Source organism: Streptomyces sp. NPDC050147 (assembly GCF_040660195.1).
Classification (GTDB): Bacteria; Actinomycetota; Actinomycetes; order Streptomycetales; family Streptomycetaceae; genus Streptomyces.
The window spans coordinates 1-21,362 of the sequence record NZ_JBFALJ010000034.1; the positions used below are offsets into that span (position 1 = coordinate 1).

The window sequence follows — 21,362 nt, forward strand, 5'->3', positions numbered from 1 at the left end:
GATCCAGAACTTCCTGCAGCCGCTGTACTACACGGACGCCTCGTCCCCCGAGGTGACGCCACCGCGCCGTTCGGCAGAGGCGTCCCAGCTCATTGCTGCTTCGAACCGACGACTGCGCCCGCCCGTCCCGGCCGAGAGGCCGGTTCAGCTGCGGAGGAGTTCGGCGACGTGGGCGTAGGAGTCGTCCGCGTAGCCGGCCTTCATGCCGCGGCCGGCGATGTCGTGGGCGGCGGAGATGACCGTACTGTCGACGCCCCTGCTGCGGGAGGCGTCGAGGACATGGGACATGATGGCCGCCGCCGAGCGGAGGTTGGAGCCACCGGCGGGGTAGCTGCCGGTGTCGACCTGCTCGGCGAAGGCGTCGATCACCTCGGGCAGGAGACCGGTGATTCCCTTGGCGTAGGGGGCCAGATCGGCGGCGGTGACGCCCTCGGCCCTGGCGAGGGCGAAGGCGTGGACGACTCCGGTCAGTGCCGTCCAGAAGATGTCGAGTAGCGCGACGTCGTGCGCCCCCGCACGGCCCGGGTCGGAACCCAGGTGCACGCAGGTGCCGCCGACGGCCCGCAGGGTGTCCCGGTGGCGTTCGTACAGGTCGGCCGGACCGCTGTGGAGGACCAGGGTGGACGGGCCGCCGACAAGGTACGTCGGAACCATGATCGCCCCGTCGAGGTAGCCGATGCCGTGCGAGGCGGCCCACTCGGCGGTGGCGCGGGCGTCGTCGGGGGTACCGGCGGTGAGGTTGACCAGAGTGCGGCCCGCGAGGGCCGCGGTGTGCGGAGCGGTGACGGCGCGGACGGCGTCGTAGTCGAGGACGCAGACCACCACGAGGTCGTTCGCCGCGATCGCCTCGGCGGCGGTCGCGGCTTCGACGGCGCCGTTCTCCACGAGGCCGTCCGCCCGGCCGGAGGTACGGTTCCACACGGTTGTGGGGTGCCCTGCGGCCAGGAACGCGGCAGCCAGGGCCCGGCCCATCGGGCCCAGGCCGAGAACGGTGACGGGGGAAGCAGACATGGGGAACTCCGAGGTTGTGACGGTGACCGACCCGCACACGTGCGGGATGGGCGTGGCCGTCGGGGTGTTCGAGGGCAAGTGGAAGTCGTTCGTCATGTGGGCGCTCGCCGACGGTCCGCGCCGCTTCGGGGAGACCAGACGACTGGTCACCGGCATCAGTGAGAAGGTGTTGAACCAGCAGCTCCGTGAGCTCCGGGCGGACGGGATCGTGCACCGCGAGGACTACGCGGAGATGCCGCCTCGGGTCGAGTACTCGCTGACCGAGCAGGGACGTCGGCTCTACGACCTGCTGGAACTGCTCTCCGCCTGGGGTCGGGACCACCTGACCGCAAGGGCAGGGGTGGTGACGGACGAGGGACTTGGCGCGCCTTCATCAGACTCCCCGGACACGGCTTCTTGATCAAGTACGTACCTTCAGGTACGTGCCACACCCGTCCGGTTCGCGCTGAGCCGCCGAGAAGGGCGGGCGTGACGCGGCTCACTCAACCCCCTTGCAGATGCGCGTTGTTGCGCACGTATGAGCGGGTAGATCAGCGGCATGCAGCTCATCCCCATGCCGCTAGGGCCGATCAACCCGGAAGTCGAACATCTAGCCGTCGGAGCCGTGCTGTTCGGCTCCCTCTATGTCTTCGTCAGGCGCATGATTTTCCGCGTCAACCGCGTACTCGAAGAGCGCGCCACGATCCTCGAAGGGGTCACCGGCGGGCCGGCGGCGGAGCTTCGCCGCGAGGCCGAGCGGATACGGGCCGAGCGTGAGGCCACGCTGGCGGAGGCCCGTCACGAGGCCGCGCGGACGCGGCAGCAGGCCCGGGAGCAAGGCGCTGTTCTGATCGCAGCGGCCCGTGCGGACGGCCTGCGCGAGCGCGACGAGATTCTCACCGCGGGTCAGGCCACGATCGTGACGGAACGTGCGTCGACGGAGGCGGAGCTGCGGTCGCAGGTCCCCGAGCTGGCGTCGGTGCTGGCGAGCAGGATCGTGGGAGAGCCGCTCCCGACGGCGACGGCTTCGGGCCGCTAGACGGACGGCGCCCCGCTCGGGCCCTTCTGGCGGACGGCCGCCCCGCGAGAGGCAGGCCGAGTTCCGTCTGGCGCTCGGGGCGTCCCCGCGGCACGCTCGCACCATGGAACTCATGGTGCCGGTCAAGGACGGCGAAGTCTGGGCGCAGGACTTCGGTGGCGAAGGACTGCCGCTGGTCCTGCTGCACCCGGGGGTCGCCGACTCCCGCGTCTGGGACGGGATCCTGCCGCGTCTGTCGGAGGGCCGCCGGGTCATCCGCTACGACGCGCGGGGTTACGGCAGGTCTCCCGCCCCCACCGCGTCGTTCACCCTCGTCGAGGACCTGACCGCGGTCCTCGACCACTTCGGCGTCGCCCGCGCCTTCCTCGCGGGATCGAGCATGGGCGGCGCCACGGCCATCGGCCTCGCGCTGAGCGACCCCGCCAGGGTGGCCGGGCTCGCCCTGCTGGTCCCCGGGATCACCGGCAACCCGGAGTTCGCCATGGCGGAGTTCACCGCCGAGGTGGGCCGGCTCGCGGAGGCGGGTGACGTGGAGGGCATCGTGGCTCTGGCGAGGCGCACATCGGCCGCCGCGGGCACCGGGGACGACCCCGTGGCGGACGAGCTCATCAGGGGCGTGATCCCGTCCTGGTTCGCCGTCCACCCTCACCACGTACCCGACCCGCCCGCCTTCGACCGCCTCGCCGAGCTCGCCGTGCCGTGCGTGCTCGCCCTCGGGGAGCGCGACGACCCCGAGGTGGTCCGCTGCAACGAGGAGATGGCGGCACGCATCCCGGGTTGCCGTCTCGTGCGCCTGCGGAACAGCGACCACTTCCCGACCCTGCGCGAGCCGGACGCGGTCGCCGCCCTGATCCTGGAGGCGTACGAGGCCGCGCGATAGGCGGCGCAGCGCACCCAGTGGGACAGCGGTCGCAGCTGCGGGAAGGCTCTTGTGGCTCGGCTTAGCGACGGGTGCGGGTGGCGTGCGCGTGGGTGGGGCGGGTGCGAAGGCAGGCCGCGGGTTCTTCGGGAGGGGCTTCTTGGCGGGCGCTTGGTGTGCTGCGGGCACGGTGGCTTGGGGATCTCGGGTATGTGCCTCTCGGTGGGCGGTGACAGTGTGGGGGCTGAGGGGCAACGGCAGTTCCGCGCCCCCATCGTGAGTCCGGCGTGGCGCGGGGTGCGGGTGGCGTGCGCGTAGGGGGGCGGGTGCGAAGGCTGCAGGCTCTCAGGGAGGGGCCTCAAGGGGTGTCCCGTGTGTCCTGCGTCGGTGCCGGGACTTCCTAAGCGGCTCGGTTGGCCTGGGCCCTACGTCAGGAGCGCGCCCCGCGTCAGGACGTGCCGAGTGTCGCGCCCGCGTCAGGGGCGATCCCTATGTCGCCTACGTCAGGACGCGCCCTGCGTCGCGCTCCGCGTCAGGAGCGCGCCCTGTGCCGCGCCCCCGTCAGGCACGCCCCCTGTGGCCGCCGCCCTCTGTAGCCCCCGCCGCGCACCACCCTGACCTGGGCCGTCGCATACTGGAACACACACAAACCGGGCGCCGCCGACCCTGGGAGGGAGCCCCGTCATGCGAAGCCGCCGTCAGGCGCCCGAGCCGCCCCCGCCCGGCGGGATCCTGTGGGACATCGCGGGCGACGTCCGCGCCCTGCTCGCCCTGCCCGCCGCGCTCACGATGCAGGTCGCGCACCCCGCAGTGGGCGCGGGCGTCGACACGTACTCCGTGTTCCGGACCGACCCCTGGGGGCGCGGCGAGCGGTCGCTGCGGTCGCTGCAGACCTGGGTGTACGGCGGCGAGAGCGCGGCCGAGGAGGGGCGCAGGCTGCGCGAGCTGCACAAGCACTTCCGGGGCACGGACGCGCACGGCCGTGAGTACCACGCGCTGACACCCGCCTACTACGCGTGGGTCCACGCCACCGGGTTCCCCGTCTACCGCCACGCCCAGAAATACCTGGGCCGCCCCTTCACCGAGGCGCAGGAGCGGCAGTTGTACGCGGAGTGGCTCCAGGTGGGCCGAATCCTCGGCATCCACGACCGGGACATGCCGCAGACGCTCGAGGAGTTCTGGCCGTACTACGCGAAGGTCCTCGCCGACGAGCTCGAAGAGACCGAGGTGGTCCGCGACCTCATCGCCACGGACCGCCCCGTCCCGCCGCCGGACCGGGGCCCCTACCTGTTGCGGGTGACGCTGCGCGCCCTGTGGCCGCTGCTCCTGCCGCCGATGGCCCGCTTCCGCCGCTTCATCACGATCGGCCTGATGCCTCCGGACGCGAGGTCGGCCATAGGCCTGCCCTGGACACCTCTCCAGGAGCGCCGCCTGCGCCGCTTCGGCCGGGTCGTACGCACGGTGGTCCCGCTGCTCCCGGAGCGCCTGCGGTACCTGCCGATGGCGTACGAGGCGCGACGCCGCGCCCAACCACCCTCTTGACGCCGGGCCAACGGGTGGGTGGGCGCGATACATCCGCCGCGCACCGGTGGCTCAGTATCAGTGGCCGTGGTCGTGCACACCATTCGTCGCAGCGATCGACTTCCACGACTTCGGCGCGGCCGGAACCCCCGCGCTGCGCGCGATCCCGGCCTCCCGCGCGGCGGGAGCGTCCGGCCGGGACGGCTGGAACAGCCACGCGTCGAAGAGCGAAGCCAGCGGCTTGCCGGAGACCTTCTCCGCGTACTTCACGAAGTCACTCACCTTCGCGTTCCCGTACGCATGCTCCTTCGGCCACCCCTTGAGAATCGCCGAGAAGGACTTCTCGCCGATCTCGTTGCGCAGCGCCTGCAGGGCCAGCGCCCCGCGGTCGTACACGGCGATGTCGAACTGGTTCTCCGGGCCGGGGTCGCCCGGCTTGACCTTCCAGAACGGGTCGTCGGCGGGGTGCTGGGCGTACACGTAGTCGGCCAGTTCCTGCGCCGTCCCCTCGCCCTCCTTCTCCGACCACAGCCACTGGCTGTACCGCGCGAAGCCCTCGTTGATCCAGATGTCCTTCCAGCCGTCGACGGACACGCTGTCGCCGTACCACTGGTGGGCCAGCTCATGGACCACGACGGACACGTTGGAGCCGTTCGCGAACTGCCTCGGGCTGTAGAACGGCCGCGTCTGCGTCTCCAGGGCGAAGCCGCTCGTCACGTTCGGGACGTAACCGCCCAGGGCGTTGAAGGGATACTTGCCGAAGACCGTCTCCAGCCACTCCACGACCTCGGTGGAGCGCTCGATGCTCGCCCGCGCGGCCCCCGCGTTGTCGCCGAGGTCCTTGCTGTAGGCGTTCAGGACCGGCAGGCCGTCCGCGGTCTTGTCCGTCGTGATGTCGAACTTGCCGACGGCGAGGGTCGTCAGATAGCTGGCCTGCGGCTTGTTCGAGCGCCAGTTGAAGCGCGTCCAGCCGAGTCTCGAACTCTGCGACTGCAGAACGCCGTTGGAGATGGCCTGCGAGCCGTCGGGCACGGAGACCGAGACGTCGTACGTCGCCTTGTCCAGCGGGTGGTCGTTGGACGGGTACCACCAGGCCGCCGACTCCGGCTCCTGCGCCGCCACGCCACCGTCCGGCGTACGCGCCCAGGCCGTATAGCCGTTGATCTTCACCTCGGACGGCTTGCCCGCGTAACGGACCACCACCGTGACCGGCGTGCCCTTGGGCAGACCGGCCGCCGGAGTGATCTCCAGCTCCTGCTCGCCGGACTTCTTGAAAGCGGCCTTCTTGCCGTTGACACGTACCTCGCTGACCTTCAGGCCCAGGTCGAGGTTGAAGCGGGAGAGGTTCTGCGTCGTGGTGGCGTTGATGGTCGCCGTGCCTTCGAGCAGGTCGGTCTTCGGCTGGTACTTCAGCCGCAGGTCGTAGTGCGAGACGTCGTAGCCGCCATTGCCGCTCGCCGGGTAATAGGGATCGCCGATGCCCGGCGCCCCAGGGGTGAAGTCGGCCGCCGATGCCGGGATCGCCAGCAGCAGAGAGGCCGCGAGCGCGCCCGGGGCGATGAGTCTGCGGTGCACAAGAGCTCCAAGTCGTACGAGTCGTAGGGACAGGTCCGTAGATGGGTCCGACCATATTGAGCCCTGCGGCCACGCGTCATGTCCATGGTCACTACTGTCACACGATCGCCATTCGGCCGACATGTGCCAAAACGCCCCACGAGCCTGTCATCGGTGTGTACGGCCCTCTGTCGCGCGGGAGTTGACCGGTGTACCTTCCGCGCCATGCCGATACGTGCGCGACGCACGCGCTTGATATGGAGATCCCTGCTGACGGCGGCCATCGCCGCCCTGCTGGCCACGCTCGTGACCCCGGGAGCCGCACAAGGGGTGCCGAGCGCCCCGCGTGAGAGTAAGCCCGTCTACTCGTACGAGAGCGCGATCCGCGAATCCGTCTGGGTCGACACGAAGATCGACGGAGATGGTGACGGGAAGACCGACCGGGTCGCCGTCGACATCGTCCGGCCCCGCGAACCGGCGCAGCACGGCCGGAAGATACCCGTGATCATGGACGCCAGCCCGTACTACTCCTGCTGCGGGCGCGGCAACGAGAGCCAGAAGAAGACGTACGACGCGGACGGCAACCCCGTCCAGTTCCCGCTCTACTACGACAACTACTTCGTCCCCCGCGGCTACGGATTCGTCGCCGTCGACCTCGCCGGAACAAACCGCTCCGACGGCTGCGTGGACGTCGGCGGCCGCTCCGACGTCCAGTCCGCCAAGGCCGTCGTTGACTGGCTGAACGGCCGGGCCCACGGCTACACCACCCGTACCGGGGGCAAGAGCACCAAGGCGTCCTGGACGAACGGCGCCACCGGCATGATCGGCAAGAGCTATGACGGCACCGTCGCCAACGGCGTCGCGGCCACCGGCGTCAAAGGCCTGAAGACGATCGTGCCGATCGGCGCCATCTCCTCCTGGTACGACTACTACTTCGCCAAGGGCGCCCCGCTCTACGACAGTGGCCCCGAGTGGCTCTCGGACTACGTGGAGAGCCCCGAGGCGCGGGCCCGCTGCGCCGCCGTGCAGAAACGTCTCGTCGACGAGGCGCCCCGCACCGGCGACTGGACCCGGCTGTGGAGCGAGCGCGACCACACCCCGGACGCCGACAAGGTGCGGGCCAGCGTCTTCGCCGTGCACGGCATGCAGGACCTGAACGTCCGGATGAAGCACTTCGGCCAGTGGTGGGACGCCCTCGCCGACGCGGGCGTCGACCGCAAGGTGTGGCTCAGCCAGACCGGCCACGTCGACCCGTTCGACTTCCGCCGCGGCGAGTGGGTACGCACCCTGCACCGCTGGTTCGACCACGAACTCCTCGGCTACGACAACGGCATCGACCGCGAGCCGATGGCCGACATCGAGCGCGCCCCCGACCAGTGGACCACCGACCGCGTCTGGCCCCCGCGCGCCACGGACACGGTCAAGCTCCGCCCCGGCAAGGGCACTTCACCCGGCGTCGGCACCCTCGGCACACGCCACGGCTCCGGCAGCGAGACCTTCACCGACGACCCGAGGCTGAGCGAGACCGACTGGGCCGCGCAGATCGACACCTCCACCCCGTCGAAGGCCGGGTTCATCAGCAAGCCCCTCGGCCGCGACCTGCGCCTGTCCGGCTCCTCCGAGGTGACCGTCACGGCGACACCGACGACCCGCACCGCCCACCTCTCCGCGGTCCTCGTCGACCTCGGTCCCGACACCATCCGTGACTACGCGAGTGCCGGCGAGGGCATCACCACGCTCCCCGAGCGCACCTGCTGGGGCCCGAGCACCGGCGGTGACAGCTCCTGCTTCAAGGAGACCAAGGCCAAGACCGCCGACGTCGACTACACGATCTTCAGCCGCGGCTGGGCCGATCTCGGCAACTGGGCCGACGCCCACAAGGGCCGCCCCCTCACGCCGGGCAAGAAGCACACCATCACCCTCGACCTCGCCGCGAGCGACCACGTCGTACCCAAGGGCCACCGCCTCGCGCTGATCATCGCGGGCACGGACAAGGACCTCATCGACCCTCCCGCCGACACCCCGACCCTCGCCATCGACCTGTCCCGTACGTCGGCGAAGGTCCCGCTGGTCGGCGGCGCCGACGCGTTCCGCACCTCCGAGACCGTCACCCCCCGCGAGTCCCGTCTCGACGGCGTGGCCCCACCGCGTCCGTTCCGCCCCGTACCTGGAGGCAGCACTTCATGAGACCCCGCACCGGCCTCACGCCCCGTGTCCGCACCCTGGCGCTCGCCTGCGCCACCGCCGCGCTCGCCGCACCGCTCCTGACGGTGCCCGCGCAGGCGACGCCGTCCCCGCCCCGCACCGGATTCGAGGAGAGCGACGGCGCGCGCTGGACCAGTCAGCCGGAGGAGCTGAAGCTGCTCGCCGCCGTCGACCGGGCGACCGACCGGGTCTCGGTGTCCCGCATCGGCACCACCAAGCAGGACCGGCCCGTCCAGCTGGTCCGCATCGGTGAACGCCCCACGAAGAACACGGTGTTGCTGATCTGCAGCCAGCACGGCGACGAGCCGTCGGGCCGCGACGCCTGCCTGTCGACCATCCGCGACCTGGCGTACGCGAAGGACAAGAAGACCCGGAAGTTCCTCTCGCGCACCACGCTCCTCTTCATACCCACCGCCAACCCGGACGGCCGCGCCGCCAACACCCGCGGCAACTCCGACGGTGTCGACATCAACCGCGACCACATCTCCCTGCGGACCGCGGAGGCCCGCGCCATGGCCGCCGTCATCCGCGACAAACAGCCCGACTCCATCTACGACCTGCACGAGTACGGAGCTACCCCGAAGTACTACGACAAGGACCTGTTCGACCTCTGGCCCCGCAACCTCAACACCGACGAGGCGGTTCACAAGGAGGCACAGACCCTGTCCAAGGCGTACGTCAGGCCCGCCGCCAACAAGGCGGGCCACACGACCGGGACGTACGGAATCTGGACCGATCCGGTGACCGGTGAACCCATCAAGCAGACGGCGGGCGACGGCCAGGAACGCATCCTGCGCAACGTCTCCGGCATCAAGCACGCGGCCGGTCTGCTCATCGAGAGCCGCGTCGACCCGCTCACCGAAGCGGAGAAGAAGGACGAGGCGCTGAACAACCGGCGCCGCGTCAACTCCCAACTGGCGGCGGTCGGCGGCCTGTTCACCTACGCCGACGAGCGGCGCGGACAGCTGGAAGCGGCCACGGGCGCCGCCCGCCTCGAAGGCTTCCGTGACCGCGGGCCGGTCTATATCGGGGGCGCCGACAACGACCCCGCCGAGCCGGCCGAAGTGATCCAGGACCCGCCGTGCGGGTACCGGCTCGACGCGGACCAGTTCGGCGACATCAGGGACGAACTCGCCTTGCACGGAGTAAAGGTCAAGAGGGACGGCAAGGGAGCCTACGTGCCGATGCGGCAGTCGGCGCGTTCTCTCGTACCGTTGCTTCTCGACGAGCGCGCCCCGTATCACCTCGTCACAGCTCGGCCCGACACCAGTTGTCAGTAGGTGAGAGGTGCGTCACATGTGGTAGGGGGTAGCGGAGTACAGATATGCACGTCATCGACATCCGCGAAAGGTGCACTTGTGACGCAAGACCAGCAGAAATCGGACGACGGGGGAGGGGGAGTGATCATGACCCCCGCCCCCGCCGGCCGGACTCCACGGACCGACCGGGTCGTGTTCGGAGTGACGGCCGTGCTCACCCTGGCCTTCGTGGTCTGGGGCGCCGTGGCGACGGACTCCTTGCAGGACATCTCCACGGACATGCTCAACGGCCTCATGCACAACGGCGGCTGGTTCTTCATGCTGACCGCCACCGGCTTCGTGGTCTTCGCGCTCTGGCTCGCCATGAGCCGGTACGGGAAGATCACCCTGGGTAAGGAGGGCGAGGCTCCGGAGTTCCGCACGGTGTCCTGGGTGGCGATGATGTTCAGCGCCGGCATGGGCATCGGCCTGATGTTCTACGGCGTGAGCGAGCCGCTCGCCCACTTCACGACGCCACCGCCGGGCACCGACCCCTCCGACTCGGCGGCGGCGATGGAAACGGCCATGGCCACCACCCTCTTCCACTGGACGCTCCACCCGTGGGCGATCTACGCGGTGGTGGGCCTGGCGATCGCGTACAGCACCTTCCGGCGCAACCGGCGCCAGACGATCAGCGCCGTGTTCACGCCCCTCATCGGCGAGAAGCGCGCCAACGGCGGCTGGGGCAGGGTCATCGACATCCTGGCCATCTTCGCCACGCTCTTCGGCTCGGCCGCATCGCTGGGGCTCGGCGCCCTGCAGATCGGCAGCGGCTTCGAGGTGCTCGACTGGATGGACGATGCGAGCACGGGCCTGCTCGTCGCCATCATCGCCGTGCTGAGCCTCGCCTTCGTGGCGTCCGCCGTCTCCGGTGTGGAGAAGGGCGTCCAGTGGCTGTCCAACATCAACATGGTGCTCGCCGGACTGCTCGTGCTGTTCGTCTTCATCGCGGGCCCCACGGTCATCATGCTGGACATGCTGCCGACGTCCCTCGGCGCCTACCTCAACGACCTCCCGCAACTGATCGGCCGTACCGAAGCCTCCAGCGGCAAGGGCGTCGCGGACTGGCTCAGCGGCTGGACCGTCTTCTACTGGGCCTGGTGGATCTCCTGGACGCCCTTCGTGGGCATGTTCATCGCCAGGATCAGCCGCGGACGTACGGTCCGTCAGTTCGTCGGCGGCGTCATCCTGGTGCCCAGCACGGTCAGCCTGATCTGGTTCGCCGTCTTCGGCGGCACCGCCATCACGGTCAAGGACCGGGGCGGCCTGGAGGGCGAGACCACGCCCGAGGCCCAGCTGTTCGGTCTCCTGCACGAGTATCCGATCGCCACGATCACGAGCCTGCTCGTGATGATCCTCGTGGGCATCTTCTTCGTGTCGGGTGCCGACGCGGCCTCGATCGTGATGGGCACGCTCTCGCAGAAGGGCGCGCTCGAACCGGGCAAACTCGTCGTCGTCTTCTGGGGCATGGTGACGGGAGCCGTCGCAGCGATCATGCTGCTGATCGGTGACGGTTCCGACGACGCCCTGACCGGCCTGCGAAATCTCACGATCCTTGTCGCGGCACCCTTCACCCTGGTGATGATCGGGATGTGCGTGGCCCTGATGCGGGACCTGCGCCACGACCCGCTGATCGTCCGGGGCGAGCACGGCACGGAGGCCGTCGAGAAGGCCGTGATCGCGGGCCACGAGCAGTACGCCGGCGACTTCGAGATCCGCATCGGCCCGTCCGACAACGCGGACGAGGAGGAGAGTCCGCCCAAGACGGTCTGACGTCGTACCACTCGCACCACTCTCCGGAGGCGGCCGCTTCGTTCGCGAGGCGCGCCGCCTCCTGCGCGTACCGGCACCCCCGGCACCGGCCGCGGGCGCCGCGGGTCGTCCAGCCGCGTCTCGACCTGTACGCCATCGACCATGCGTACGCCCACCCGTGCCGCCCGCCTCACTGACCGGCACCCCGTCCGCCCCGAGAACGTGACGGAATACGTCATGCCGTGCTCACATCACCCCCCAGATGGGGATACTCACACCATGTCTGCCGAGTACGCGACCTTCGGTCTGGCACCGGCCATGCGCGCCGGTGGAGTTCTCGCCAACGGTGACTTCCAAGTCCACCGGGATTTCGTCGACTTCATCGTGAACGGGCGCCCGCTGCTGTTCCAGCTCTCCGACCTCGACGCCGTCTCCCCGCTCGCCTCCGACGTACCACCCGCGATCTTCACCCACCATGTGCGCGGACTCCTCCTGGAGGCCCGAGCGCCCCTGCTCGACGACCGGCACGTCATCTACGGCTGCCCCGAGTGCGAAGACCTGGACTGCGGCGCCGTCACCGCGGTCATCGAGCGGGCACCGGACGGCACCGACACCTACGTATGGCGGGACTTCGCCTGGCAGACGACCGAACGGGTGGACCTGGAGCTCAACGGCTACCACGGCATAGGGCCCTTCCGTTTCCAGGGCGCCGGATACCGCGAGGCGCTGCGGCAGTTGCTGGCCGACGGCGAACCGGCGCCGCGCCGCAGGGTCCTGCTGATCGGCGCCCGCGTCGCCGTCCTGGCCAAGCTCGCGGCGGCGCTGCGCACCATCGGTGTCGGCGCCGAGATCGCGGCGGACGCGGCGGGCGTGCCGCCGGACGAGCTGCGGACGTACGGGGCGGTGGCCTTCGGCCGGTCCGTCCCGGCGGCGACACGCGACGGGGTGCGCGCGGCCTTCGAGGGGGCGGGGCTCCGGGTCGCGTACGTCGACGGTCTGGCCCCCATCATCCCGCTCCTGGTCGCGCAGATAGAACACGCCCTCGACAGCAGCCCGTTGGAGCTGCGGCGCCTGACGCGGCTCGCGGCGGCCGACGGCTCGGCGGACGTGGAGATCACCTCGACGTGCCGGGTCCAGCTCATCGCGTACCGCCTTGACCGGCTCTCCCGCACCCAGGTCCGAGAGGTCTTCGACGGCGTCCTGGAACCGGGTGAGCATCGCGTAGATCTCGACGCCAAGGCGACGAAGGGGGAGTCGTTCGTGGTGGCACGGACGACGGACAGCGTGCTGGTGGCGCCGATAGCGCGATAGACCGCGCGGGCTTCCGTCGTGTGATTCAGCACACAGTGGTGGCCTGTCACGGCGGGGCCGATGTGTTTGTCCCATGGGCGTCATCGACACGACGCCTCCTGAACGCGGGGCATCAACACAGGAGCCGAACATGAAGATCAACCACCATGTCCTCGTCCTGGGCGCCGGCTACACCGGCATGCTGTGCGCGATCCGGCTGGCCCGCCGCACCCGGCGTACCGGCATCCGCGTCACGCTGGTCAACCCCTCACCCCGCTTCACCGAGCGGCTGCGGATGCATCAGGTCGTCGCCGGACAGGAGTTGGCACACCATCCGATCACCGATCTCCTCGACGGGACAGGCGTCGCGTTCGTACAGGGCACAGCGACGGCCGTCGACGCCGAGGGCCGGACGGTCACCGTCGAAACGCCGGAAGGGCCGGTCGAACTCCCCTATGACAGCCTGGTCTACGCCCTCGGCAGCTCCACCGACACGGGCACGGTCCCCGGCGCCTCCGAACACGCCTGGACCCTGAACGGCCAGGACGCCGCCGGGCACTTCGCGGAACGCATCAGCCGACTCGCCGCCCGAGGCGGCACGGTGAACGTCTGCGGCGGCGGCCTGACCGGCGCCGAGGCCGCCACCGAGATCGCCGAGAGCCACCCCGGCCTGCGCGTCACCCTGATCAGCCGGAGTGAACCCGGCCCCCTGATGAACGCGAAAGCGCGCGCCCATCTGTACGCCGCGTTCGAGCGCCTCGGCATCACCCTGCGCACCGGCTGCGCCATCAGCGAAGTTCTGCCCGGCGGAGTCGAGCTGGCCGACGGCACGGTTGTCCCGGCCGACGCGTGTCTGTGGACCACCGGTGTACGGGTCCCGGCCCTAGCCGCGGACGCGGGCATCGCCGTCGACAAGCGTGGCCTGATCCTGGTCGACGCGACCCTCCGCTCCACCTCGCACCCCCAGGTCCACGCGATCGGTGACGCCGCAGCCGTCCACCAGGCCTGGGGCCAGGTCCACGGCACCTGCCAGAGCGGCTTGCCCACCGCCCAGTACACCGCCGACGCCCTGGCCAGGAGGTTGCGCGGCAAGAGCGTCAAGCCGTTCCGCTTCGGCTACTTCCACCAGCCCGTCAGCCTCGGCCGCCGTGACGCGGTCATCCAGTTCACCTACGCTGACGACACCCCGCGCCGCTGGTTCCTGAGCGGAAAGCCCGCCGTCGCCTACAAGGAGTTCGTCAGCGGCAGCCCGGTCACCCTGTACCGCCTGGGCAAGCGCGTCTACGTCACCGCCACCCTGTCCCACGGCGGGCGCGCGACCAGGCCCGCGAGGACCACGCGGTGAGGGCGCGCCGCACATGAGGAAATGAGGGCGCACCGCCTCCGCAAGTGAAGAGAGGTGGTGCGCGGCCGTGGATGCCTTGTCGCCCCGATCGGCGCGCTGGGACCATGTGCCGATGACCCGCGTCGAGCCCGCGCCCGACCCGTTCTTCGAGCACCGGCGGCTGCTGCACTCCACCGCCTACCGGATGCTGGGCAGCGTCGCCGACGCCGAGGACATCGTGCAGGACACCTGGCTGGCCTGGAACTCGGTGGAGCGCGAATCGGTCCGCCACCCCAAGGCCTACCTCGTGCGCACGGTCACCAACCTGTCGTTGAACCGGCTCACTTCGGCGCGTGCCACCCGCGAGACGTACATCGGACCGTGGCTTCCCGAGCCCCTGCTGACGACGCCCGACGTAGCCGAGGAGAGCGAGCTGGCCGACACCGTCTCCACCGCGATGCTCGTCGTCCTGGAATCCCTCAGCCCGGTGGAGCGCGCGGTCTTCCTGCTCCGCGAGGTCTTCGGCTACTCCCACGCGGAGATCGCCGAGACCGTGGAGCGCCCCGAGGCCACGGTCCGGCAGATCGCGCGCCGCGCCCGTACCCACGTCCAGGCGCGCCGCGCCCGCTTCGACACGGACGTGGACCAGCGCCGGCAGGTCACCGCCTCTTTCCTCTCCGCCTGCTCGGGCGGCGACCTGAACGCGGTCATGGAACTCCTGGCCCCCGATGTCACCGCCTGGTCCGACGGCGGCGGCAAGGTCACGGCGGCCCGCCGCCCGCTGTACGGCGCGGACCATGTGGCGCGCTGGTTTCTCGGCGTCCTGGCGAAACCCGTGATGACCGGCGTCACCTGCGAGCCCGCCACCATCAACGGCGAACTGGGCGTCCTGTTCAGACTGGGCGACTACATCGGTGGGTGCCTGACCTACGACCTCGCGGACGGCTTGCTGCACACCATGCGTTTCCAGTTCAACCCGGACAAACTGAACGGCTTGTACCCCTCGTGACGCCTCGGGCCCGCCATACCCGTGCTGCCGGACAGGCAGCCCCCGTCCTCGCCTAAACTCGACCACCTGATGACCGCAACCCTCGTCGCCAAGAATCTCGCCGCCGGCCACGGCGACCGCTCCCTCTTCTCCGCCCTGGAGCTGGTCGTCGCGCCCGGCGACGTCATCGGCCTGGTCGGTGCCAACGGCGCCGGCAAGTCGACCCTCCTGCGCCTCCTCGCGGGCCTGGACACCCCGGAGGCCGGCGAGCTCCGCCTCGCCCCGGCCAGTGCCGCCGTGGGCCACCTGCCGCAGGAGCCCGACCGCCGCCCAGGCGAGACCATCCGTGCCTTCCTGGCCCGCCGCACCGGCGTCGACGAGGCCCAGCGGACCATGGAGGAGGCCACCCAGGGCCTGGTCGACGGAACCCCGGGCGCCGACGACGCGTACGCGTCCAGTCTGGAGCGCTGGCTTGCGCTCGGCGGCGCCGACCTGGACGAGCGGGCGGAGGAGGTCGCCGCCTCCCTCGGCCTCGACGTCGGCCTCGACACGACCATGATCTCGCTCTCCGGCGGCCAGGCCGCCCGAGCGGGCCTCGCCTCACTGCTCCTGTCCCGCTACGACGTGTTCCTCCTGGACGAGCCGACCAACGACCTCGACCTCGCGGGCCTGGAACGCCTGGAGAGCTTCGTCCGCGGTCTGCGCGCCGGCACGGTGGTCGTCAGCCACGACCGCGAGTTCCTCGCCCGGACCGTCACCAAGGTCCTGGAGCTCGACCTCGCCCAGCAGCAGGTCAACCTCTACGGCGGCGGATACGAGGCGTATCTGGAGGAGCGTGACGTCGCGCGCCGGCACGCACGTAACGAGTTCGAGGAATTCGCCGACAAGAAGTCCGCTCTGGAGGGCCGCGCCCAGATGCAGCGGTCATGGATGGACAAGGGCGTCAAGAACGCCCGTCGCAAGGCGGGCGACAACGACAAGATCGGCCGGAACTTCCGCAGCGAAGCCAGCGAGAAGCAGGCGGCGAAGGCACGTCAGACGCAGCGCATGATCGAACGGCTCGATGTCGTCGAGGAGCCCCGCAAGGAGTGGGAGCTGCAGATGGAGATCGCGTCCGCGCCGCGCTCCGGCAGCGTCGTCGCCACCCTCCGCGACGCGGAGGTGCACCGCGGCGAGTTCACGCTCGGGCCCGTGACGCTGCAGATCGACTGGGCGGACCGGGTGGCCATCACCGGCGCGAACGGCTCGGGCAAGTCGACGCTGCTCGGCACCTTGCTCACCCGCGTCCCCACGGACGCGGGCCACGCGGCCCTCGGCTCCGGAGTGCTCGTCGGCGAGGTGGACCAGGCACGCGCGCTGTTCCACGGCCCGGAGTCACTTCTGGACGCGTTCTGCGCGGCCGTGCCCGACACCGAACCGGCGGACGTCCGCACGCTGCTCGCCAAGTTCGGCCTGAAGGCCGCGCACGTCCTGCGCCCCGCGGCCACGCTCTCCCCGGGCGAACGTACCCGGGCGGGCCTCGCGTTGCTCCAGGGCCGTGGCGTCAACCTCCTGGTCCTGGACGAGCCGACGAACCACCTCGACCTGCCCGCGATCGAGCAGCTCGAGTCCGCCCTCGACGCGTACGAGGGCACGCTGCTGCTGGTCACGCACGACCGCAGGATGCTCGACGCGGTGCGGGTCACGCGGCGCCTGGAGGTGACGGAGGGCAAGGTGACCGAACTGTCACCCTGACCTCCGCCGACTCACCCTGGATCAGCGCTGCTTGGGGTTCAGGAGCCCGGCCCGTCGCAGCGCGTCCGCCATCGCGTCATTGGCCGGCGGCGGACCCTGCCGCTTCTGCTGCCGCTGGCCCTGACCGCTCTGGCCCTGGCCGCCCTGCTGACGCGGAGGCCGCTGCCCCCGCTGCTGCGGCGGACGCCCGCCCCGCTTGGGCTGCTCGCCGTCGGCCGGGCTCGCCTCGTCGTCCAGGCGCAGCGTCAGCGAGATCCGCTTGCGCGGAATGTCGACGTCCATCACCTTCACCTTGACGATGTCGCCCGGCTTCACCACGTCCCGCGGGTCCTTGACGAACGTCTTGGACATCGCGGAGACGTGCACGAGCCCGTCCTGGTGGACGCCGATGTCCACGAAGGCACCGAACGCCGCCACGTTCGTGACGACTCCCTCCAGGACCATCCCGGACGCGAGGTCGGAGATCTTCTCGACGCCGTCCTTGAAGGTCGCCGTCTTGAACGCCGGACGCGGGTCGCGTCCGGGCTTCTCCAGTTCCTTGAGAATGTCGGTCACCGTGGGCAGACCGAAGGACTCGTCCACGAACTCGTCGGCCTTGAGTGAGCGCAGCGTCGCCGTGTCGCCGATGAGCGAGGCGACCTCGCCGCCCGTCTTCTTCGCCATCTTGCGCACCACCGGATACGCCTCGGGGTGCACGCTGGACGCGTCCAGCGGGTCGTCGCCGCCACGGATGCGCAGGAAGCCCGCGCACTGCTCGTACGCCTTGGGGCCGAGCCGTGCCACGTCCTTGAGGCCCTTGCGGGAGGAGAAGGGGCCGTTCGCGTCGCGGTGCGACACGATGTTCTCGGCGAGGCCCGCGCCGATGCCGGAGACTCGGGCGAGCAGTGGGGCGGACGCCGTGTTCACGTCCACGCCGACGCCGTTCACACAGTCCTCGACGACCGCGTCCAGCGAGCGGGACAGCTTCACCTCGGAGAGGTCGTGCTGGTACTGACCGACGCCGATGGACTTCGGGTCGATCTTCACCAGCTCGGCGAGGGGGTCCTGAAGGCGCCGGGCGATGGAGACGGCGCCGCGCAGCGACACATCCATGTCGGGCAGCTCCTGCGAGGCGAAGGCCGACGCGGAGTACACCGAGGCGCCCGCCTCGGAGACCATCACCTTGGTGAGGTTCAGCTCCGGGTGCTTCGTGATGAGTTCACCGGCGAGCTTGTCCGTCTCGCGCGACGCCGTGCCGTTCCCGATCGCGATCAGGTCGACCGAATGCTCCTTGGCGAGCTTCGCAAGCGTGGCCAGGGACTGGTCCCACTTGTTCGCCGGGACGTGCGGGTGGATGACGTCCGTCGCGACGACCTTGCCGGTCGCGTCGACCACGGCGACCTTCACGCCCGTACGGAAACCGGGGTCGAGCCCCAGCGTCGCGCGCGTGCCCGCCGGTGCGGCGAGCAGCAGGTCGCGCAGGTTCGACGCGAAGACCCGGACGGCCTCGTCCTCGGCCGCCGTGCGAAGGCGCAGCCGCAGGTCGATCCCCAGGTGCACCAGGATGCGGGTCCGCCAGGCCCAGCGCACCGTGTCCTGCAGCCACTTGTCGGCCGGGCGGCCGCGGTCCACGACGCCGAAGCGATGGGCGACCATCCCCTCGTACGAGGACGGGCCTTCCCTGGCCTCCTCCGGTTCGAGGACGAGGTCGAGCACGTCCTCCTTCTCGCCGCGGAGCATCGCGAGGATGCGGTGCGAGGGCAGGTCCTTGAAGGGCTCCGCGAAGTCGAAGTAGTCGGCGAACTTGGCGCCCGCCTCCTCCTTGCCCTCGCGGACCTTCGCGGCGAGGCGGCCGCGCACCCACATGCGCTCACGCAGCTCACCGATGAGGTCGGCGTCCTCGGAGAACCGCTCGGCGAGGATCGAGCGGGCGCCGTCCAGCGCGGCCTGCGGGTCGGCGACGCCCTTGTCGGCGTCCACGAAGGCGGAGGCCGCGGCGAGCGGCTCCACGGAAGGGTCGCCGAGCAGTCCGTCGGCCAGCGGCTCGAGCCCCGCCTCGCGGGCGATCTGCGCCTTCGTACGGCGCTTCGGCTTGAACGGCAGGTAGATGTCCTCGAGCCGCGCCTTGGTGTCCGCCGCGCGGATCCGCGCCTCGAGGTCGTCGGTGAGCTTGTCCTGCTCGCGGACCGATTCGAGGATCGCGGCGCGCCGCTCCTCGAGCTCCCGCAGATAACGCAGCCGCTCCTCGAGCGTGCGCAGCTGCGCGTCGTCGAGCATCTCGGTCGCTTCCTTGCGGTAGCGAGCGATGAAGGGCACCGTCGAGCCGCCGTCGAGCAGGTCGACGGCGGCCTTCACCTGCCGCTCCCGTACGCCGAGTTCTTCGGCGATCCTGCCTTCGATCGATGCTGTGGACGTCTGCAGAGGTGCCACGTTTCCCGCCTTCTCACTGGGGTTGCGGGGCAATTGTGGCAGGTGGCACCGACAGCGGGGGGATCAGACCCGGCGTGCCCGCCCCGGGCGGCCTCCCGACCGGCGCCCCGTTCGCCGCGTGGAGCTGGAGGCACCGCCGAAGAGCCGGGCAACGGCGCGGAACGGCAGCGTCACCACGGTGGCGAGTGCCGCGCCGATCTGACGCAGGACATCTGCGATCGCTCGGAACACGGGATTTCCCCTTTCGTCGCCGGTCCGGCGCGAAGCGCGCGGGGCCGGAGACGAACGGGTACCTCGCACGGCGCCGTCCATGCCTGCGTCGACTGCGCCGCCTGCGCCGTGGTTCGGCCCGCGCCGGGGGCCGGCTACTCCTTGCCGAGCAGATCCGCCGGGAACGCGCCTGCCTGGAGAGCCGCGCCCGCGAACACGGTGCCCAGCTCCGTCAGGCGCTCCACACCGGCCGCGCCCAGGTGCTCGTACGGAGCCCGGTCGAGGCGGTCCGTGGCCTCCTCGACGTCCTTGCGCAGCGCGACGCCCGCCTCCGTCAACTCGGCCTTGCCGTCGTGCAGTCCGCGGGCGCGGAGCCGCTCCACCGCCGCGTCCCAGTCCTCCTGGGTCCAGCCGCGCGTGTGGAAGTTCCACTTCGGCCGCATGCCCTTGCCGGTCGCCGTGTGGCTCACCAGGGCCTCGATGCCGTCGAGTTCGGCGTGCTGGAGAGCCGTGAGGTGCCCGTCGCCCCGGTGCTCGCGCAGCAGCGTCGCGGCGTGCCAGAGCGCGAGGTGCGGCTGCTCGGGGACGGGCAGGTCCGCGTGGGCCGCGTAGAGCGGCCGTGCCGAACGGGAGCAGGCCTCGGTGGCGCGCAGCGCGAGCTCGGCCGCCTCCGCCATTTCCGGCGACGCGAGGGCCTCCTCTCCGAGGAGGCGCCGCAGCGTCGAGTCGACGGCACGCGCGCGTGCCGCGAGGACGTTTTCGGGGGATGCGGTGCGCCAGATGCCGGGCACGTGCCGGGCGACGGTCTCGTGCTTGTAGTTGTAGAACGCCGCCGAGACCACTCCGGCGCCGACCGGCCCCATCGCCGCCGTCCGCACGGCGAAATTGACGGCCCTGGGGTGGGCGATCCCGATCCCGGCCAGCTCGCGCCCCGTGTCGGGCGAGAAGTAGTGCGTCGAGTGCAGCGAATTGAGCACGTTGTGACACCGACGTCCCGCGCGCGGGTGGAGCGCCGCGGCCGGCGAGGGGGGCTTGAGAGAAGTCATGACCGCACGCTACCGACTGGTTGGTATGACGTGAAGCCCAGGGCGCCCACCCGCCGGGACCGCGCCCGCGTAGTCTCGGTCGATGGCAGGAAAAGGGGGCCATTCGTCATTGCGGCCATCCCGCGCGAGGCCAAGAATCAGGGCATGGAGCAGCGAACTGTCCTGGTGGTCCTCTACGACGGCGTCCAGAGCCTCGACGTCACGGGGCCCGTGGAGGTCTTCGCGGGCGCCGCCGCCTGCCACGGCGGTGAAGAGCCGGCGTACCGCATCCGCACCGCCTCCCTCGACGGCGCCCCCGTACGCACATCCAGCGGCCTCACGCTCGTACCGGACTCCTCCCTCGCCGACGCCCCCACGCCGCACACCCTCCTCGTCCCGGGCGGCATCGGCAGCCGCACGGCCGACCCCCGCCTGATCGACTGGCTCCGGACGAACGCCCCGCGCGCGCGGCGCCTGGTGTCCGTCTGCACGGGCGCCATCCTCTTCGCCGAGGCCGGGCTCCTGGACGGTCGCCGGGTGACGACCCACTGGGCGTTCTGTGCCGAGCTCGCGCGTGATCACCCCGCTGTCGAGGTCGACCCCGATCCGATCTTCGTCCGTGACGGTCACGTCGCGACGTCCGCGGGCGTGACCGCGGGCATCGACCTGGCCCTGGCCTTGGTGGAGGAGGACCTGAGCCGGGACGAGGCGCTGCTGATCGCGCGCTATCTCGTCGTCTTCCTGCGGCGACCGGGGAACCAGGCGCAGTTCAGTGCGCAGCTCTCCGCGCAGACGGCCCTGCGCGAACCCCTGCGCGAGGTCCAGCAGTGGATCAGCGAGCACCCGGACGAGAACCTCCGCGTCGAGTCGCTCGCCGCTCGCGCCCGGCTCTCACCGCGGCACTTCGCCCGCGCGTTCCAGACGGAGACGGGCATGACGCCGGGCAAGTACGTCGAGCGCGTACGCGTCGAGCACGCGCGCCGCCTCCTGGAGGACACCTCCCACGGGATCGGGGAGGTCTCGCGCGCCTGCGGCTACGGCACACCGGAGGCGATGCGCCGGGCCTTCATCAAGACCCTCGGCGCGGCGCCCGCCGAGTACCGGCGGCGCTTCCACGCCCCACTCACCCCTCAGCCGGCACCCGCCCTCGACGGATAGGCGAGC

17 protein-coding genes are annotated in these 21,362 nt (G+C 70.7%); 12 read left to right on the forward strand and 5 right to left on the reverse strand.

The annotated features are described in order from the left end of the window. Positions 1-144 precede the first annotated feature (144 nt). Entirely contained in the window at positions 145-1,011 is an 867-nt protein-coding gene (locus AB0I94_RS36985; RefSeq protein ID WP_363314179.1) for an NAD(P)-binding domain-containing protein, read from the reverse strand. Here AB0I94_RS36985 and AB0I94_RS36990 point away from each other — a divergent pair. From AB0I94_RS36990 to AB0I94_RS37005, 4 genes are all read left to right on the forward strand, one after another. Then, positions 1,010-1,411, forward strand: coding sequence for a helix-turn-helix domain-containing protein (locus AB0I94_RS36990; protein WP_363314181.1), 402 nt, complete (start codon positions 1,010-1,012; stop codon positions 1,409-1,411). The two genes, AB0I94_RS36985 and AB0I94_RS36990, sit on opposite strands and share 2 nt — an antisense overlap. Positions 1,412-1,549: 138 nt before the next feature. After that, positions 1,550-2,029: a hypothetical protein gene (locus AB0I94_RS36995; protein WP_363314182.1), complete on the forward strand. Its 480-nt coding sequence runs from the start codon at positions 1,550-1,552 to the stop codon at positions 2,027-2,029. A 103-nt stretch (positions 2,030-2,132) separates the two neighbouring features. Then, positions 2,133-2,909 carry an alpha/beta hydrolase gene (locus AB0I94_RS37000; protein ID WP_363314183.1) on the forward strand — a complete coding sequence of 259 codons (777 nt, stop codon included), beginning with the start codon at positions 2,133-2,135 and terminating at the stop codon, positions 2,907-2,909. 663 nt (positions 2,910-3,572) lie between these two features. Further along, a complete protein-coding gene (locus AB0I94_RS37005) occupies positions 3,573-4,430 on the forward strand; it encodes an oxygenase MpaB family protein (RefSeq protein ID WP_363314184.1) in 858 nt (285 codons plus the stop codon). Between the two features lie 57 nt (positions 4,431-4,487). On the opposite strand, the gene AB0I94_RS37010 is transcribed toward AB0I94_RS37005, so the two are convergent. Continuing rightward, on the reverse strand, positions 4,488-5,984 hold the full coding sequence (locus tag AB0I94_RS37010; protein ID WP_363314185.1) for a M1 family metallopeptidase: 1,497 nt from the start codon (positions 5,982-5,984) through the stop codon (positions 4,488-4,490). A 204-nt stretch (positions 5,985-6,188) separates the two neighbouring features. On the opposite strand from AB0I94_RS37010, the gene AB0I94_RS37015 reads away from it, so the two are divergent. From AB0I94_RS37015 to AB0I94_RS37045, 7 genes are all read left to right on the forward strand, one after another. Then, positions 6,189-8,150: a Xaa-Pro dipeptidyl-peptidase gene (locus AB0I94_RS37015; protein WP_363314186.1), complete on the forward strand. Its 1,962-nt coding sequence runs from the start codon at positions 6,189-6,191 to the stop codon at positions 8,148-8,150. Next, positions 8,147-9,448, forward strand: a complete 1,302-nt coding sequence (locus AB0I94_RS37020; RefSeq protein ID WP_363314187.1) for a M14 family metallocarboxypeptidase — start codon at positions 8,147-8,149, stop codon at positions 9,446-9,448. The genes AB0I94_RS37015 and AB0I94_RS37020 overlap by 4 nt, the downstream gene beginning before the upstream one ends. Positions 9,449-9,574: 126 nt before the next feature. Then, entirely contained in the window at positions 9,575-11,239 is a 1,665-nt protein-coding gene (locus AB0I94_RS37025; RefSeq protein WP_363314188.1) for a BCCT family transporter, read from the forward strand. A 258-nt stretch (positions 11,240-11,497) separates the two neighbouring features. After that, the gene (locus AB0I94_RS37030) at positions 11,498-12,529 is read left to right on the forward strand and encodes an oxidoreductase (protein ID WP_363314189.1); all 1,032 of its coding nucleotides are present in this window, start codon (positions 11,498-11,500) and stop codon (positions 12,527-12,529) included. 130 nt (positions 12,530-12,659) lie between these two features. After that, entirely contained in the window at positions 12,660-13,853 is a 1,194-nt protein-coding gene (locus tag AB0I94_RS37035; protein WP_363314190.1) for an FAD-dependent oxidoreductase, read from the forward strand. Positions 13,854-13,965: 112 nt separating this feature from the next. Next, complete coding sequence (locus AB0I94_RS37040; protein WP_363314191.1) at positions 13,966-14,841, forward strand: RNA polymerase sigma-70 factor; 876 nt, start codon at positions 13,966-13,968, stop codon at positions 14,839-14,841. Between the two features lie 69 nt (positions 14,842-14,910). Next, complete coding sequence (locus tag AB0I94_RS37045; protein WP_363314192.1) at positions 14,911-16,554, forward strand: ABC-F family ATP-binding cassette domain-containing protein; 1,644 nt, start codon at positions 14,911-14,913, stop codon at positions 16,552-16,554. Positions 16,555-16,575: 21 nt separating this feature from the next. Here AB0I94_RS37045 and AB0I94_RS37050 read toward each other — a convergent pair whose 3' ends face one another. The 3 genes from AB0I94_RS37050 to AB0I94_RS37060 all read right to left on the reverse strand — a co-directional run bounded on the left by AB0I94_RS37050 (position 16,576) and on the right by AB0I94_RS37060 (position 20,219). Further along, positions 16,576-18,963, reverse strand: a complete 2,388-nt coding sequence (locus AB0I94_RS37050; RefSeq protein WP_363314193.1) for a Tex family protein — start codon at positions 18,961-18,963, stop codon at positions 16,576-16,578. Between the two features lie 63 nt (positions 18,964-19,026). Then, complete coding sequence (locus AB0I94_RS37055) at positions 19,027-19,194, reverse strand: LPFR motif small protein (protein WP_363314194.1); 168 nt, start codon at positions 19,192-19,194, stop codon at positions 19,027-19,029. A 134-nt stretch (positions 19,195-19,328) separates the two neighbouring features. Continuing rightward, positions 19,329-20,219, reverse strand: a complete 891-nt coding sequence (locus AB0I94_RS37060; RefSeq protein ID WP_363314195.1) for a hypothetical protein — start codon at positions 20,217-20,219, stop codon at positions 19,329-19,331. Between the two features lie 144 nt (positions 20,220-20,363). Here AB0I94_RS37060 and AB0I94_RS37065 point away from each other — a divergent pair, with 144 nt between their 5' ends. Further along, positions 20,364-21,356: a GlxA family transcriptional regulator gene (locus AB0I94_RS37065; RefSeq protein ID WP_363314196.1), complete on the forward strand. Its 993-nt coding sequence runs from the start codon at positions 20,364-20,366 to the stop codon at positions 21,354-21,356. Positions 21,357-21,362: the final 6 nt, after the last annotated feature.

Coding starts and splice junctions, on each gene's coding strand:
- AB0I94_RS37065 (WP_363314196.1), top strand. CDS start 20,364: ATGGAGCAGCGAACTGTCCTGGTGGTCCTCTACGACGGCGTCCAGAGC.
- AB0I94_RS37015 (WP_363314186.1), top strand. CDS start 6,189: ATGCCGATACGTGCGCGACGCACGCGCTTGATATGGAGATCCCTGCTG.
- AB0I94_RS37025 (WP_363314188.1), top strand. CDS start 9,575: ATGACCCCCGCCCCCGCCGGCCGGACTCCACGGACCGACCGGGTCGTG.
- AB0I94_RS36995 (WP_363314182.1), top strand. CDS start 1,550: ATGCAGCTCATCCCCATGCCGCTAGGGCCGATCAACCCGGAAGTCGAA.
- AB0I94_RS37035 (WP_363314190.1), top strand. CDS start 12,660: ATGAAGATCAACCACCATGTCCTCGTCCTGGGCGCCGGCTACACCGGC.
- AB0I94_RS36990 (WP_363314181.1), top strand. CDS start 1,010: ATGGGGAACTCCGAGGTTGTGACGGTGACCGACCCGCACACGTGCGGG.
- AB0I94_RS37045 (WP_363314192.1), top strand. CDS start 14,911: ATGACCGCAACCCTCGTCGCCAAGAATCTCGCCGCCGGCCACGGCGAC.
- AB0I94_RS36985 (WP_363314179.1), bottom strand. CDS start 1,011: ATGTCTGCTTCCCCCGTCACCGTTCTCGGCCTGGGCCCGATGGGCCGG.
- AB0I94_RS37060 (WP_363314195.1), bottom strand. CDS start 20,219: ATGACTTCTCTCAAGCCCCCCTCGCCGGCCGCGGCGCTCCACCCGCGC.
- AB0I94_RS37040 (WP_363314191.1), top strand. CDS start 13,966: ATGACCCGCGTCGAGCCCGCGCCCGACCCGTTCTTCGAGCACCGGCGG.
- AB0I94_RS37020 (WP_363314187.1), top strand. CDS start 8,147: ATGAGACCCCGCACCGGCCTCACGCCCCGTGTCCGCACCCTGGCGCTC.
- AB0I94_RS37005 (WP_363314184.1), top strand. CDS start 3,573: ATGCGAAGCCGCCGTCAGGCGCCCGAGCCGCCCCCGCCCGGCGGGATC.
- AB0I94_RS37030 (WP_363314189.1), top strand. CDS start 11,498: ATGTCTGCCGAGTACGCGACCTTCGGTCTGGCACCGGCCATGCGCGCC.
- AB0I94_RS37000 (WP_363314183.1), top strand. CDS start 2,133: ATGGAACTCATGGTGCCGGTCAAGGACGGCGAAGTCTGGGCGCAGGAC.